This window comes from Microcoleus sp. S28C3 (assembly GCF_036700785.1).
Lineage (GTDB): Bacteria > Cyanobacteriota > Cyanobacteriia > Cyanobacteriales > Microcoleaceae > Microcoleus > Microcoleus asticus.
In genome coordinates this window covers 26,301-41,898 of the sequence record NZ_JAUBPO010000003.1, presented here as the reverse complement: position 1 = coordinate 41,898, position 15,598 = coordinate 26,301, and the positions used below count along the sequence as shown (strand labels likewise).

General features: G+C 46.6%; 10 protein-coding genes and 1 pseudogene. 7 read left to right on the top strand and 4 right to left on the bottom strand.

All coding sequences use genetic code 11. The features are described from left to right. The first annotated feature begins 166 nt into the window (after positions 1 to 166). The 5 genes from QUA13_RS01635 (at position 167) to QUA13_RS01615 (ending at position 6,004) form a co-directional block, all read left to right on the top strand. Positions 167 to 3,607 (top strand): PAS domain S-box protein, encoded by a 3,441-nt coding sequence (locus tag QUA13_RS01635; protein ID WP_333196121.1) that lies wholly within the window; start codon positions 167 to 169, stop codon positions 3,605 to 3,607. A 308-nt stretch (positions 3,608 to 3,915) separates the two neighbouring features. Continuing rightward, a complete protein-coding gene (locus QUA13_RS01630; RefSeq protein WP_333196118.1) occupies positions 3,916 to 4,302 on the top strand; it encodes a response regulator in 387 nt (128 codons plus the stop codon). Positions 4,303 to 4,890: 588 nt separating this feature from the next. Then, positions 4,891 to 5,091, top strand: coding sequence for a hypothetical protein (locus tag QUA13_RS01625; RefSeq protein WP_333196116.1), 201 nt, complete (start codon positions 4,891 to 4,893; stop codon positions 5,089 to 5,091). Between the two features lie 176 nt (positions 5,092 to 5,267). Further along, positions 5,268 to 5,576, top strand: a complete 309-nt coding sequence (locus QUA13_RS01620) for a DUF1830 domain-containing protein (protein ID WP_333184372.1) — start codon at positions 5,268 to 5,270, stop codon at positions 5,574 to 5,576. A 77-nt stretch (positions 5,577 to 5,653) separates the two neighbouring features. Next, a complete protein-coding gene (locus tag QUA13_RS01615; protein WP_333196114.1) occupies positions 5,654 to 6,004 on the top strand; it encodes a late competence development ComFB family protein in 351 nt (116 codons plus the stop codon). Between the two features lie 81 nt (positions 6,005 to 6,085). On the opposite strand, the gene QUA13_RS01610 is transcribed toward QUA13_RS01615, so the two are convergent. Then, on the bottom strand, positions 6,086 to 6,439 hold the full coding sequence (locus tag QUA13_RS01610; protein ID WP_333184378.1) for a DUF6464 family protein: 354 nt from the start codon (positions 6,437 to 6,439) through the stop codon (positions 6,086 to 6,088). Between the two features lie 420 nt (positions 6,440 to 6,859). Then, a complete protein-coding gene (locus tag QUA13_RS01605; RefSeq protein WP_333184381.1) occupies positions 6,860 to 7,591 on the bottom strand; it encodes a sucrose-phosphate phosphatase in 732 nt (243 codons plus the stop codon). A gap of 167 nt (positions 7,592 to 7,758) precedes the next feature. Between QUA13_RS01605 and QUA13_RS01600 the strand changes: the two genes are divergently transcribed. Further along, a complete protein-coding gene (locus tag QUA13_RS01600; protein ID WP_333196112.1) occupies positions 7,759 to 9,969 on the top strand; it encodes an iron uptake porin in 2,211 nt (736 codons plus the stop codon). A gap of 266 nt (positions 9,970 to 10,235) precedes the next feature. Here the strand turns inward: QUA13_RS01600 and QUA13_RS01595 are convergent, their stop codons facing one another. Both QUA13_RS01595 and QUA13_RS01590 read right to left on the bottom strand, forming a co-directional pair. Next, entirely contained in the window at positions 10,236 to 13,580 is a 3,345-nt protein-coding gene (locus QUA13_RS01595) for a PAS domain S-box protein (protein WP_333196110.1), read from the bottom strand. 404 nt (positions 13,581 to 13,984) lie between these two features. Beyond that, positions 13,985 to 14,644 (bottom strand): HAD family hydrolase, encoded by a 660-nt coding sequence (locus QUA13_RS01590; RefSeq protein WP_333196108.1) that lies wholly within the window; start codon positions 14,642 to 14,644, stop codon positions 13,985 to 13,987. 134 nt (positions 14,645 to 14,778) lie between these two features. On the opposite strand from QUA13_RS01590, the pseudogene QUA13_RS01585 reads away from it, so the two are divergent. Continuing rightward, positions 14,779 to 15,518, top strand: a pseudogene (locus QUA13_RS01585) (Uma2 family endonuclease). The last annotated feature ends 80 nt before the right edge of the window (positions 15,519 to 15,598 follow it).

Here is a 15,598-nt window from a genome sequence, read left to right as displayed (position 1 = left end):
CTGGTATAACTAGGAGGAAATATCCAATAATGCGTGTCCGAAACGAATCAGGAAGCCTTAGCCAAGAATTGGGATTCTCTGGTTGTGCGATTCGGACGCGGTGCCGTTGATGGATGTTGGCCCGCGGCTCCAGAACTATAGACTAATTTAGAGAAGTATTAATCATATGAAAGCAAGGACATTGCCCTCAGACACAGGCACTCTCAATGATAGCGACTACGAACTAATTTACTCCCCGGCTTCGATTCAACCTCATGGCATCCTTTTGGTGCTGGAATCTCCTGTGTTGAAAATTTTGCAAGTTAGCAACAATATTTTTGAGGTGCTCGGCATTTACCCGGAAGAACTTTTGGGCAAATTTTTACATGAATTTGTCGAGACTGAGGAAATTGAGGCTATAGAAAAAGCTTTATCTGAAAACAGTCATCAATCTAACAATATCAGATTATCATTCAAAAGTCAAAACCGCCAGTCTTTTTTTGAGGGGACGCTCCATCAATCTAGTTCAGCATTAATTTTTGAGCTAGAGCCAATTGTTTCCCCACAAGCTAGCGATTGTTTGAATGGTTATCATTTAGTCCAAGAGCCGATCGACAAAATTCACAAAACACCAAGCCTGCAAGTGCTGTGTCAGACAGCAGTTGAAGAAGTGCGGAGGATGATCGGTTTCGATCGAGCGATCGTCTATCAATTTGATGCCACCGGTGCGGGGGAAGTTGTCGCCGAAGACAAAGTAGAAAGTTTGGCTCCTTTATTGGGACTGCACTATCCAGCTACCGATATTCCCCCCCAGGCAAGAAAACAGTTCAACATGAATTTAATTCGGTTTATTCCCGATATTAACTGTCAGCCTGTAGAACTAATTCCTCACTGCAATCCGCTGACTGGTCGCCCTGTGGATCTGGGTGGCTCTTTGTTGAGAGCAGTTTCCCCTTGCCACGTTCAATATCTCAAAAATATGAACGTTGCCGCTAGCATGACCCTGACATTAATCAAAGATAAAAAAGTCTGGGGATTGATAGCCTGTCACCACCCAACACGAAAGTATGTCAACTACGAAACAAGAACGGCTTGCGAAATGCTAGCAAAGTTTGTGAATCTCGAACTCAGCTACAAACAAGATAGCGAAAACTGGGAATATGGTATTTATTTAAAACAAAATTGCCATAAATTTATTAAAGAAATTTCTCAAAAAAACACCTTTGTAGAAGGTTTGCTTGCATTCCGAGATGAATTGCTGGCCTTAGTGGGCGCTACCGGTGCAGTTGTGTGTGCCAATGAAAATTTAACAAGCATCGGCAAAACCCCGGAATTGGTAGAAATCGCAAACTTAATTGCTTGGATAAAAAGTAAAAAAAATAATGATATTTTTCATACAGATTCTCTATCAAAGCTGTATCCGCCCTCCGAGAAGTTTAAAGAAGTGGCTAGCGGTTTGCTGATACTTGCCATGTCCGAGATGCAAAATTATTACATTTTGTGGTTCCGTCCCGAAGTAATTCAAACTGTCAACTGGGCAGGTGAACCAGAGTGGTCAATTGAATTAAAGCCGGATGGCAGCAGGCAGATGTCTCCTCGCAATTCCTTTGAGTTGTGGCAAGAAACTGTGAGGTTAAAATCTTTGCCTTGGCAGCAGTGCGAAATTGAAATAGTCCGAGAACTTCGAGTTGCTATTACTAGCATGGAATTGCGGAAAACAAATCAGCAGCTCAGCTTAGCTTTATCGGCTACCAAAATCGGATTTTGGGACTGGGACGTGCAGAAAAATCGCATTGTTTGGTCGAGGGAACACGAAGAGTTGTATGGGTTGGCCCCGGGAACTTTTGGCGGAACTTATCAAAGTTTTGCAGCTTGCGTTCACCCAGAAGATTTAAACAGTATTCAGAATGCTATAAATCAGGCGATCGCCCAGCGAGGAGATTTCTGTAACGAAAACCGCGTGGTTTGGCCCGACGGCAGCATTCACTGGATTGAGGGGAAAGGTAAGTTTTTTTTCAACGAAGCAGGCGATGCAGTGCGGATGGTGGGGACAGTTAGAGAAATTACCGATCGCAAAGCTAGAGAATTACAGTTGCGCCTGTTGGAATCAGCAGTCACCACTACTAACGACGCCGTGTTAATTACGGAAGCTGAACCGATTGACGAATCGGGCCCGCGAATTCTTTATGTCAACCCAGCTTTCACGCGGATGACTGGCTATACGTTAGAAGAAGTTTTGGGCAAAACCCCGCGCTTTTTGCAAGGAGAAAAAACAGACCGCGCCAGTCTCGATCGAGTTCGGACAGCTTTGGAAACCTGGCAGCCGATGCGGGTTGACTTGATCAATTATCGCAAAGACGGGACGGAATTTTGGATAGAAATGAGCATTGTGCCGATCGCTGACGAAACAGGTGGGTTTACCCATTGGGTATCGGTACACCGCGATATTAGTGAGCGCAAACAAGCTGAAGCCGCCCTCCAACAGCTCAACGAACAGTTAGAAATGCGAGTTTTGCAGCGAACCCGAGAACTAGAAAGCTCTCAAGCAGAACTCCGAGAAAGCGAAGCTTTGTTTCGCTCTTTGAGCGAAAGTTCGCCCGTCGGGATTTTTAAAATCGATCCTGAGGGGAAATGTACCTATACAAATCCCCGCTGTCAAGCAATTGGCAGCTTCGCACCGGCAGCAGCTTTAGGAAACCGCTGGATGCGGTTTATTCACCCCGAAGACATCAAACTAATTCTGTCTAAGTGGTCGGAATCACAATCGCTTGATGGGGAATTTTCCTGCGAATTCCGTCACATCCAGCGAGACGGAACAATCCGGTTTTGTCGGCTTAAAACAGCTCCGATTTTTTCCGACAGAGATCAACTAATCGGTCACGTCGGCACAGTCACAGATATCACAGAAAGTCGGGCAATTGAAAAAATGAAAAATGAGTTTATTTCTATTGTCAGCCACGAACTGCGAACGCCGCTTGCTTCAATTCGCGGTTCTTTAGGTTTGCTGGCAGCGGGCGTACTGAAAGATCAACCGGAAACTGCCAAACAGATGTTAGAAATTGCGTCTAGCGATACCGAACGGTTAGTGCGTTTGGTCAACGATATTCTAGACTTAGAGCGGCTCGATGCGAGCCAGGTTATTCTCGTCAAGCAGTGGTGCGATGCCGCTGTTTTGATGCGGAAGTCTGCGGAAGCTGTGCTGTCTGTGGCTGCTGAGAATCACGTTAATTTGTCGATTTTTCCCGAAACGGCAAAAATTTGGGCTGACCCGGACAGGATCGTTCAACTGCTAGTAAATTTGTTGAGCAATGCGATTAAATTCTCGGCTCCGGAGAGTACAGTAACTGTCAGGGTTGAAGATTTGGGCGATCGGGTTTTATTTGAAGTCAAAGATCGAGGGCGGGGGATTCCTGCTGATAAACTAGAAACTATCTTTGGACGGTTTCAACAGGTCGATGCTTCTGACTCCCGCCAAAAAGGAGGTACCGGTTTGGGTTTGGCTATCTGTCGCAGCATCGTGCAGCAGCACGGCGGCAGAATTTGGGCCGAAAGCGTTGTCTCAGAAGGAAGCAGTTTCTATTTCACAGTGCCTGCACAGTTAGAAGGCGAAGGGGGAAAAAGTTTTTAGTTTTGAGATAGCTTTCATCAGAGATGGGAAAGCTAACGTTCCTCGCAACGCACGCGGGGAGAATGAGTTTGCGAGGCCTATATATCGATTTTTATGTTCTCGGTTTAAGTAGGTGAGCGGAAAAATATAGCAACCGCCAAGATTATTAGGACGTTCTTAATTTCTGAAACAGTTAATTTTATTGCTGATTGCTTCTTCCGTCTTGCTTCTTCTTTCTGCTATATCTGCTAAGAAACCGGGTTGATGAGGCACCGTGCGGAAGTCCTCTTTCGGTTTACCGCGATCAATTGAAAATTAGAGTTTTAATTATGTCAGCAAAGCGCATTTTGGTAATCGATGATGAAAAAAACCTCTGCAGCGTGATTCAGGCGTGTCTGGAACATTTAGGCGGCTGGACGGTAGTGAGCGCGATCAGCAGCAGCGAAGGAAGGCTTTTAGCTGAAACTCAACTCCCTGACGCTATTCTGCTAGATGTGATGATGCCGGATATGGACGGAGTTGCTCTGTTTGGTTTGCTGCAAAACAATGCGGCTACTCGGGAGATTCCGGTGATTTTCCTGACTGCTAAGGTGCAGGCGATGGATTTGAGCGAATTTGCTGATTTGGGGGTAGCGGGGGTGATTCCCAAGCCTTTCGATCCTTTGAGTTTGGCACAGCAAGTTGCGGGAATTCTCGGTTGGGAACCGTTGTCTTAAACTCGGGGAAAATGCGATCGCGTCATTTGTTATACCAATTCAAAAATATCTTGCTACAATTTTCAATTTATATCAATTATTAAAAGTCGCATATCTCTCTAAAGACAAGGCATTTCCTTGTCCCTACAGATGCTCGCCGACAATCTATGTGTAGCCTTATTTTTAGAAATTGGTATTGCTTTCAACTCTCATTCCCTAGAAGTTGCAGAGAATATCTCACGGAGTCGGGTTTTTTTGTTACCAGCAAAGCCGATGGGCTATCAGCGTATTTACAGGCAGAATAACTCTTCCAGAAGTTACGCAGACTTGCCTCAAGAACGGGTTTTTTTAACGCGAAATCACAGATGTAGCAATTTCTATTGGTAAATAAAAAATTCGGTTTCTGCCTGCGTAACTCTTCTATTAGCAGGCAGAAACCGGGTTTTTTAACACGAAATCACAGATGTAGCGAATTTTTTTGGTAAAAAACCCGGTTTCTACCTAAGTCTTGTAATCCCTGCTTCGGCAAAAGAATATTTATCAAAAAAAAATGATTGTCTTCATAATTTCCTCATATTTTTTAGATAAAGTTTACTCCAAGCTCTAGATATGAAAGTCGATTGCAATCTCAGCACCATTCCGCTGCCGAAGAACGAACCTGTTGCAGGAGAGTTCGGGTCAGTGACGGTACTTTCGATTAACTGGTGCTACAGTACAACCAGCCTGAATAAGTCAGGAGTTAGGCCCTGCATACTACAAAAACCGGGTTTTTTAACCGAAAAAAACCCGGTTTCTGCACCAGTCCTCTAAGTGTGGCTAGGAGAACTCAACGGTAAAAAAAATTAATAACTGAAGATGTGATTCGCGCTCTCGAATAACACCCCAAAAATAAGTCGGTCATTTGGTCGAGAGCCCAACTCGCAATTGCCACTAACAGGCAAAGCCAAGTCTCAGTAAGTTGTTGAAAGAGTGTGGAGATTTTTCCAATGTCATATCAGCTACCTTCTAAAGGTAACAACCAGATTCTGTGCTATTACGCAAATGCTAGCAACCTAGTTCAGGTGCTGCGGATTGGGAATATTCCTAATTGGCACTTTGAAAGAGTGGTGTTTCCGGGACAGCGACTGATGTTTGAAGCTGCATCAGAAGCTGTCTTAGAAATTCACACGGGTACGGTGGCAAGTGCTATTTTATCGGACAAGATTCCCTGCTACGTCTTGCGGGTTATAGAAGAGGTAAGTTCCGAGATAGAGCTGGTGAGTCCCGAAGGACAATGTGCGGTATTAGCCCGCTAAGATTCAGCAGAAATCACACGATTATCTCGATATCGGCAACAAAAATATTAGTTAACGAGTGTTTGGGGACGGTAAAAATGCAGAAAAATCTTGTCAATATTACCTTGGCGGTAGTCACAGAGGAAGTAGAAATTATCTTGGAGTCTTATCCGACGCATCCCTACCAACAAGCTTTTTCGCCTTCTGGCTTGCGACAGGATTTAATTGCTTACGTGCTCAGCCGAATTCCTAATAGATATACTGCGATCGACTCCGGCGAGTCTGTGTCAAACCAAACACTCCAGGTTCGCTGTTCTTCAGAGCAGTTGCTGCACATAGAAAATTTGATTCATACTGGCATTCGCGACGTGTTGCACAGCTATCAGAAGATAGATTACCGCCTTCCTGAAGAAGTTAAATTCGGTTCGAGAGTTGCTGGTTGGTTTTGATAGTTTGTCGTAAATGAGGGAGACGCCCAGATCCTAGGCACTCTCGGTTGGGAAGCTGGAATTGTGTACTGGCTCGATGGTTCAAGACTTTTGGTAATCGCAGCAGCGATCGCACGGGCCATTGGGATTGACAGCACAGCGCAGAATTTCCGATCGAGCATTAAAGCGGCAGCTAGCATCTCCGATAACCCAGATGCCGCTTACAAAAGTTCTTTCCCTCGGCGGTGTAGCAGACTGCACGTAGAGGGCTATTTTTTGCAATCGGTAGCGGCCGGATTTGAGCTGATAGCGGTGGTGGCGTTCCAAAACAGCGTAGGTTTGTCCCTCTAAATCTAGATAGTTCCCCGGTTGTGGCGTCCAATCCAGCCGAATGCTGCCTAAGGATTGGCGGGGGTGAGAGAGAATCACCTCTATGGGTAAAGTATTTTGTTCCATCTGGCGGTGTGTGAGCGAGCTTAACTAAATGGGCAAATAGTTGACTAAACCTACATCTTCTTCATCTAGAAAGATAAGTTCTTTTAGAGAGAGTAATTCAGGTTGAGGCGCTAAACTTAACTATATAACCTTTGGCGATCGGGGGATCGCCGGCTTATCTTGGGATAGCAGACTACCCAAAAGCGTAGGAAATAAACTTCAACTGGCTTTAGGTAACTAAAGTTAAGTTCGATTAGGTAGTATAAAGCAGTACACGCTGATGGTATCGCAACTCGCAGGTTCGATCGATATGCGGTTGAGATTGCTGAACAGATTTTAAGGGTTTGCGGGACTTGGGGTGCGTTTGTAGGGAGGACTTCAGTCCTTTAATTTTTATGAGGGCTTTAGTCCTCACTACAAACCAAACCGGATTTTAAGCAATCAAAATTTCCAAAAATATGCCATTCCTTCCATGATTCCCCAAGCGCAATCAGAACCTGCTAAATAATGATTTTCAGTGCCGTATTCGCGATGCCAATCTAAGAGTTCTGACAGAGCATTGGCTACTATTACTCCCCGGACATCTTGTTCAAACATACTGATGTCATTGCCAGAATCACCGCAAACTAATGTTGCCTCCGATGGAATTTGCAGGCGCTTTTGTAAATAAGTAAGGGCATTGCCTTTGTTGCTAGTCTGCGGTAAAATATCCACATCGCGATTGCTGCTAAAAATGATTTGAGCTGCCAGTCCCGATTGAGTTAATTTTTGCTGCAATTCCTGGAGAGTCGAGCTGTTTTCGGCTGTTGGTTCCAGACAATAACTGATTTTCCAAGGATTTTGTTCTTTTAAGGATTGGGATTTAAGCTGGGAAAACTGCTTAGCTAAAGAGGCGATCGCCATTTTATCCCAGTCTTGAGAAAGATATTCCGCCCAATCTAAGTCGAGGGCTCCGTTTTGGTAAATTTCGCTGCCTACACCTGCAATCAAATAGTCAGGTTCTAGCAGTTGCTTTTGGGCAATTAATTCGCAAGTTGAAGCATGAGAACGCCCGGTAGAGTAAACCAAACAAATTTGCGATCGCTTTGAGTGCAAGCGCTGATTTAAAACTTGAGTTGCTTCGTCATCTCCGACTAGCGTGTGGTCTAAATCTGTAACTAATAAAAACTTCATTTTGGGAATTAGTCAGTAGTCATCAGTGATTAGTGATTAGGAAGCGATCGATTCCTAACATAATTTTAACTATTTATAAGATTTTGTTAAACAAAATACATTTATAAGCAAGCTGATCGTTTAAGATTGGCCCACTTTAATTTTCAACAAGTGGTGTGAGTGTTTTTGTGAATAATTCAACCTCCGTTAAAGCTTTTTGGCTGTCTTTCCTGATTTCTGGTGTGGCGGTGCCTTTGGAGCCGATCGCAGCAACAGCTCAAATTCAGGATACCTCAACTCCAGAAGTTGCGCTAGAAGGTAGTGCCGTCTCTACGGCTACCCCAGACGCAGCGCTGGCTGCAGGTAAGATTGAGATACCGCAGTTAGCGGCGATAACCGCAGAGACTAACTCAGGAGTCGATCGCCCGGAACCCCAAACAGATACAGCATGGGTCGATCGCGCTTTACCCAAACAAGATACAGCAACAGTCGATCGCCCGGAACCCCAAACAGATATAGCAACAGTCGATCGTGCTTTACCCGAAACTGATGCAGCATGGGTGGAGCGAGCTTTACCCCAACGTAATACAGTAACAGTCGATCGCCCTTTACCCAAACAAGATAAAGCAACAGAGGATCTCGCAGCAACAGCCCCACAAATAACGGGGGCAATTCGCGAATTGCCCCCCCAGGAGTTAGAAATTGCCAACTCTCCTCAGTCTCAAAACGTTGCTGAAGCCAGAAAAGTTGCCGATATTAGCAGCGAGACTGGCACCGCTGATGACCTGAGCATACAAGAAGACGCAGCACAAGTCACCTCTGTTTCCCAACTGTCCGACGTGCGGCCTACAGATTGGGCTTTTCAAGCCTTGCAATCCCTAGTAGAAAGATACGGCTGCATTGCAGGATATCCAGACGGCACATTCCGAGGCAATCGGGCAATGACTCGCTACGAATTTGCCGCCGGATTAAACGCTTGCTTGGATCAAATTACCAAACAACTTGGCGGTTCTACTGGTAATTTAGTCAAGCGAGAAGATTTACTTGCTTTGCAAAGATTGCAAGAAGAATTTGCAGCAGAATTAGCTACATTGCGCGGTAGAGTAGATGCTTTAGAAGCTCGAACGGCTGAATTGGAAGCCAACCAATTTTCAACTACTACTAAACTCAATGGATTTGCTTGGTTTAATGTGACTGGAGCTTTTGCGGGCGATCGAGTCCGCATTGAAGCAATAAATGGAAAAGCTGCTCCGCTCGATCGAGTAGCCGGACGCGATCCTGTCACCAACAGACCCATCGTGCAGAAAGTTGACGACCCAGAAATCACTTTCAGCCAGTTAGTTTGGTTGACTCTCACTACTTCCTTTACAGGGAAAGACGAATTGATTACACAGCTAGCTGTAGGTAACGGCAATTCCCCAGCCAACCAGTTTACTTCGGTGGGTTTTTTCAATACATTCGGCACTCCTTTTCTCGATCAAACTGCGGGAGTAAATCCCAATGAAGTTGTCCTGAGGGAACTTTCCTATCGGTTCCCGCTTAGCAACAGCTTGCAAGTAGTAGTCGGGCCGAGGATTAATTTCTACCGCTACTTTGACAACAATAGGTTTAACTTTTTCGTGAACGGTGTCAGCAGCTTTGATTCTAACAACAGCCCTTTGTTAAGCGCTACCAAACGCGGTGCCGGTGCTTTGGTTTTGTGGGATATAGGCCGCCGATTGAAACTGCGTGTGGGCTATTTGGGCGAGAGTGCGGAATTTTTGCCCACTTCGGTGTTTAATTCAGCTTCCAATCCGTCTCAAGGCTTGTTTGGCGGCACGAATACGACTACAGCAGAATTAACATTCAGTCCGAGCGATCGGGCTAATTTGCGCTTTCTGTACAGCCGTTCCAACATCCAGCAAATCGGTGGCTTAATTGGATCTCCTAACAGCATGCCGTTGACCGGTGTGGCAGATGACGGTTTCGGCGGCCGCCTGGGAAATGCGACTGCGAATACTTATAGTTTCAATTTCGATTGGTTAGTCACTCCCCGCTTTGGTCTTTTCGGCCGCTACGGCTATGCCGAAACCAATATATTTCCCAAGACTAACCGACCCGACGGCACGATCAAAAATCAATCTTATCAGTTAGGACTTGCATTTCCCGATTTGTTCAAAGAAGGAGCTTTGCTTACGGTGTCATTTGTAGTACCTTTTGACTTTACTGGCGGTCGGAGGTTTCTGGTTTCTGGCGGAGGGAATGGCGGCACGCAGTACGACATTGAGGCAGCTTATTATTTGCCTCTCACCGACCATATTTCGATCGTGCCGGCATTTTATGCGATCGCCAATGCCAATAATTTCGATAACAACCCGACAATTTTTGTGGGCAATTTGCGGACGCAGTTTAGTTTTTAATTCCACGCACGGGAACCCAGAAACCGGGTTTTTTCACGAAAATATTGCGTTGTAGCCCGCACCCAAGGTAAAAAACCCGGTTTCTAAGTATGGGCGGGGCCGGTTTATATAATTTGTCGATAATTATCAAAAATATAGGCGAACCCGGCCCTACACAATTTAACATCATACAAGTCCGAATCAAAGGGACATGACATGAATTGACACACGCTTAATAATTAATCCGTGTATTCATGTTCATCCGTTTAGTGCCTTCCTGATTCCTTCTACTTAATTGGAATTTCGATGATAAATTCGGTACCTTTACCAGGTTCCGAGAGGCACTGCAATTTGCCATTGTGTTTTTCAACGACAATTTGGTGCGAAATTGATAAACCCAAACCTGTGCCTTTGCCTACTGGTTTTGTGGTAAAAAACGGGTCAAACAAACGCACGATTTGATCTTCTGGAATGCCCGGGCCGTTGTCTTTAATCCGAATACAAATGCGATTGTTATCAATCATCTCAGTTTGAATCGTAATTGTAGGAAAGATAGTATCGGCTGTATTTTTTGCTTTGCTGCTGCTTTCTTCCAAGGCGTCGATCGCATTGGCCAATAGATTCATAAAAACCTGATTTAACAGTCCGGGATGGCATTGTATTTGCGGCAGTTCTCCGTATTTTTTAATCACTTCAATGCCCTGCCAGTTTGCCTTGGCTTTCAGGCGGCTGTTCAACATTAACAAGGTACTTTCTAAACCTTCGTGAATGTCGGCAGTCTTGATTTTCGCTTCGTCCGCCCGCGAGAAATTGCGCAGAGTTTGAATAATTTCTACAATTCGCTCGCATCCTATCTGCATCGAAGTGAGCAATTTTGGCAGGTCTTTTGCTAGAAATTCTAAGTCTATATCATCGGCTTGTTGCTGAATTTTTGCAGGGGAATCTGGGTACTCTGCTTGATACACTTGCACGATTTCTAACAAGTCGAGAACGTAGTCTCGGACATGGCAGAGGTTGCCGGCAACAAAGCCGACTGGGTTGTTAATTTCGTGGGCAATTCCTGCTAGCACCTGTCCGAGGGAAGACATTTTTTCGGTTTGTACTAACTGCATTTGAGTTTGCTGCAATTCGTGCAAAGCTGTTTGCAGTTCTTGGGATTTTTGGCGATCGCGATCGGCGGCGGCGGCCCGTTCTTCCTCAACTCCGATCGCCCCGGCAATAATTCCGATCAGCTTGCAGTCGGCTTCTGTGGGCGCGATCGGCTCAGTGTAGAGAACGCACAGCGCACCCACGTAATTGTCGCCCAGCCGCACTGCTTGTCCCAGATAGCTTCGCAGTTGGTAGCGGATGACAGCGGGATCGATTTTGCCGTAGATCGTGTTCTGCAAGTCAGGAATGGCCACAGCCCGATCGCTTCCTTTGCTGCATACGTCGGTGCAGATGTGGCCATCAGCGCGATCGACCAGCGGGTAGTCCGACGGCGCTTGCCAAGTCGCGATCGCGCGCAGCAGACCGCCACCGAGGCGGCTGTAGATAGCGCAACTTCCGCCCAAAAGCTCGCCGGCTAAGGATGTCAGGCGCTGGATGTTGTCACTGGCGTCGGTGGTGAATCCCAAAAAGCACTCGTTAATTTTGCTGAGGCGGTACTCTGCTTGCCTGCGCGCCGTCATGTCGCGGGAGTTGATCACAATTCCGCTCACAGCGGGGTCTGCTAGCAAGTTGATGCCGACGCCTTCGAGAAAACACCAAGAACCGTCAGCGCGCCGGAACCGACCTTCTAGGGCGATCGGATCGCCTGGATTTGCGATCATTTTTTCGCCGTCGGACATCAGCGAGGGCAGGTCGTCAGGGTGGATGAAATCGACGGCAATTTGACGGGCGAGTTCCTCAGGTTCGTAGCCCAAAACTGTTTCTACAGAAGGGCTTTCGTAAACAATGCGACCGCTGGCGTCGACAATAGTAATCATGTCGGAACTGTTGAGAATCAGCGATCGCCATTTAGCCTCATTTTGCAACAAAGCTGACTCGGCTTGTTTGCGATCGGTAATGTCCTCTACCATTTGCAAAATAAACTGGGGCGTTCCCTGACTGCTGTCGAGTGCAGAGGCGCTGAGGCGTCCCCACCGGATGCTGCCGTCTGGGCGGAGGTAGCGTTTCTCGATTTGGTAAGCTTCGCGCGAGCCCGCGGCCAACTGTTGGCGCAACTCGCGCGAAGCTTGTACGTCTTCTGGGTGCGTGCATTCGTCCAGGCCCGCACCCCGCAGTTGAGCTTCCGATCGCCCCAGCATAGCTTGAAATGCGGGATTAGTGGCGATCGCCATACCTTCGAGGGTAGCGACTACCATACCGATCGCAGCGCGTTCAAAAATTGCCCGAAACCGCTGTTCGCTGTCTCGCAAAGCTGCATCCGCTTCCACTTCCTGGGTGATGTCCCGCCCCGCGACTGCCAAACCTTTGCGCGAACCGTCGGGGTTGAACAGCGGCACTTTCCGCACTTCAAACAAATTGCTGCCGCCTGTGGGCAAGGGGACAATTTGGCGGCTGGAGGTGAGAGTGCCTGCTTGCCAGGTTGTTTCGTCGGTTTCCTGCCAATTTAGCAGGATTTCTCTGACTCTGGGATCGGCGGCGGCAGCGAGTTCGGCAGTAGTTTTGCCCTGGTAGTCTGCGGTTTCCCAGCCCAAAAGTTTGAGGGCGCAGTCGTTGGCAATCAGCCAGCGCCCCTCGCTGTCTGTGAGGTTGATCGCGTCGGGCACGGCGTCGATCGCGGTTTTCAGCCAGTATTCTTGATTTCGCAGGGCTGCTTCGGCTTGTTTGCGGGCGGCGATTTCGGCGACGGTTCCTTCGTAGTAAAGGAGTTCGCCGCCTTCGTCGCGGACTTCGCGCACGTTTTCCGAGATCCAGGTAGTGCTGCCGTCTTTGCGGTGGACGCAGGACTCAAACTCTTTCAGGGAACCGTTTTTGCTGATTTCGGCAATGAAGGAAGCGCGGCGGGCGCGATCGGCGTAAAGGTTTTTTGCCGAACATTTTGCGATCAGTTCTGACGGGGAATCGTAGCCGTACATTCGGGCGAGTGCCTGGTTGGCGCTGAGGTAGCGCCCGTCTGGGGCGGTTTGAAAGATGCCTTCGGTGGCGTTTTCAAAGATGCTGCGGTATTTTGCTTCGGCTTGTTTGAGGGCTTCTTCTGCTTGTTTGCGATCGGTGATATCAGATTGGACGCCGATGAAGTGAGTGACGATCCCGCTGCTGTCGCGCACGGGCGAGATGGTGAGTTCGTTCCAGAAGGGGGTGCCGTCTTTGCGGTAGTTTTTCAGAACTACTTTGCAGTCGTGTTGTTCTTTCAGGGCCGCGCGGATTTGAGCGACGGCAGCGCCATCGGTATCCGGGCCTTGCAGGAAGCGGCAGTTGTGCCCGATTATTTCGCTGCGATCGTAGCCTGTAATCCGCTCGAAAGCCTGGTTGCAGTAGACTATGGGCTTGTCGGGCCGGGTAGCGTCCGCGATCGAGATGCCGTTGCTGGTAGCTGCCAGGGCGCGATCGTACAGCCGAAATACTTCTTCTATTAAATTCGGTGGATTGCCGCCAGTGCGAGTCGGCGATAGCGTTTCAGAAGGAATGCTTATATCGATCTGCATGAGTTTCTATAGATTGAGTTTATTGTCTATCCCGACTGGCCGCACCCTAGATTTCAACAGAATTTCCTGTTTTCCGAAGGCAGAAGTTAGAAGGCTCTTATGCAGAATTTTGGCTGTAAATTTTACCTAGAAAAAATCTGGCTTCCCTCGTTTTTTTCTTTCTGCCTTTTGCTTTCTGCTTTCTACCTTCTCAAGAATCCTAATTGTTAACTTATAATAACTGTTACCGCGATAACTCTATCTTTGGTATGGTTTATTGGGCAGCCTTTGGGTGGCTTACAGGTTCGGGCATTTATTTTTTCACTTCAATCAAAAAAATAGAGCGTCCGGCTATATTAAAATATTTCTTAGTTAATGTCTTTTACTTAAATGATTCAAACTCTTCTGAAAAAAATAATGAAAAATTAATTTTTAACGAACACAGCAAGTTCCGAAATATCGTCGATCGCGAAAGTCGGTTCTAGGGCGAGACACTGAGCGCGATCGCCATATCCGTAAGCCGCCCAACAAACATCTATCCCAGCATTTTTAGCAAACAGCAAATCAATCGCTGTATCCCCAACCATTAAAATTTGACTGTTATCCAATTCCGGGAACAGCGGTTTAATAATCGAGTGAAAAACAGCCGAATTTGGTTTCAGGATTATTTGTCCGTTATCACCTAAAATTAAATCAAAAAAACTGTGTATTTTAAAGTTTCTTAGTAATAAATCAACAAAACTAACGTGTTTGTTGCTGAAAACTCCCAGGCTCAATCCCGACTGGCGCGCCAACTGCAAGACTTGCTTTGTCCCCGGAAATAAATCTACCTGCTTTTCACCTTCCGTCCGATAATAAGAGCGGTAAGTTTCAACCCATTCTGGAATTGCGCTTTCCTCGATCGCCGGATGGAGGATTTTAAAAGTATTTGGTAAATTGATGCCGATCGTACCTATAATAGTATCAGCAGCAGGCGGGGTAATATTGAAAGTTTCAAAAGTTTTGGTAAAGCAAAATACAATAGCTTTGTGAGTAATTGCCAAAGTGCCGTCGAAGTCAAAAATAATTAACTTGTACTGACTCATATTTATGAAAATTTTCTATATAGCAACCGGAGGCTTCCAATGACATAATAGCATTATTAATCTCTAAATCACAATTATAACTATAATTTTTTAACATTCAAGAGGTCAACATGAGTGTCGCCGAAAAACCATAAATTATAGCAACAGATTTCCCCGAGCACACTCAATTACCAGACTCCGACGGTACTTTTGTAAAAAACTTCCAAGAACATCCTCAAAGCATCCTGTTAACAACTTCAATTCGACCCATTTTAGACCAAATTCATCCCGACGGACAATACTGCATCGGTCAAGATTCCGGTATTTACTAGCGAGTGCGCCGGCCCCCGGAACCGCCAGAAAGAGGAGCCGAAGCACCTGATTGGTTTTAGGTGCCCGACGTGCCGCCAACTCTTGATGGGAATCTTCGCCGCTTTTATGTAATGTGGCAGGAATTAAGCCGCCTCTGATTGTACTTGAATTTGTTTCTGGCGATCGCAGTGAAGAAAGAGATAGGACTCCTCGCCAGGGCAAATTCTGGATTTACGAGCGGATAATTAGACCTGTTTTTTACGGCATTTATGAAGTCAAAAAGGCACAAGTTGAAGTGTATCATTTGGTAGAGGATCGGTTCGAGTTAGTCCCACAAAATAAGCGCGGACATTACCCGATCGCACAAATACGAGTGGAATTAGGCATTTGGCAAGGGGCCGATCGGGGCGTAGAACTGCCTTGGCTGCGCTGATGGGATGCTTCCGGGAATTTGCTGCCGGCGGCCGAGGAACGGGCAGAACAAGCCGAATTGGCTGCTGAACGAGAACGACAGAGGCGCACAGAAGCTGAGCTGCGAATTCAAGCTTTAGAAGCGCGTTTGCGAGAGTTAGAAGGCGAGTAATTCGATTTTAGATTTTAGATTTTAGATTTTAGATTGGGGATGACTGATGATTATCGGGGTTGGGTTCTTCATAAGTCATT